Source organism: Oleiphilus sp. HI0086, from assembly GCF_001635225.1.
In genome coordinates, this window is sequence record NZ_LWFZ01000321.1 from 1 (window position 1) to 420 (window position 420).

Annotated in this window: 1 pseudogene; it reads right to left on the reverse strand. The window is 46.7% G+C overall.

Going from position 1 to position 420, the window contains the following annotated elements:
* Positions 1-420, reverse strand: a pseudogene (locus A3756_RS04030) (urea ABC transporter permease subunit UrtC); the annotation flags it as partial.

The window sequence follows — 420 nt, forward strand, 5'->3', positions numbered from 1 at the left end:
CGTGCTGTCTGCTTGTAAATCAAAGCCTAGTATCCCTTTGAAATCTGTTAAGCCGTTGGTCCCGACAAAAACCATGTATGATCATTATAAATACAGCATCAATGCATAAGTCAGTGCTTGAGTCATGATCGATAGATATACACCCGTGACTCGAGACCTGAATGCCAACCAACCGAACACGAAAGCTAGCAAGCCAGGCACCAATGCCACCATGATCATCGCAAACCAGAATTGATCCATACCCTGCCAGAACCAAGGTAGCTCTTGCCAATTCAGAAAGACCATAAAGTCAGGTAGCTCAGGGTGACCATAGACACCACGGTCACCAATCTGACGCATTAAATACATGCCCATGCCGTAGCCACCAAGCGCGAAAAATGCACCATGACCCAAGCTCAAAATACCGCAATAGCCCCAGAT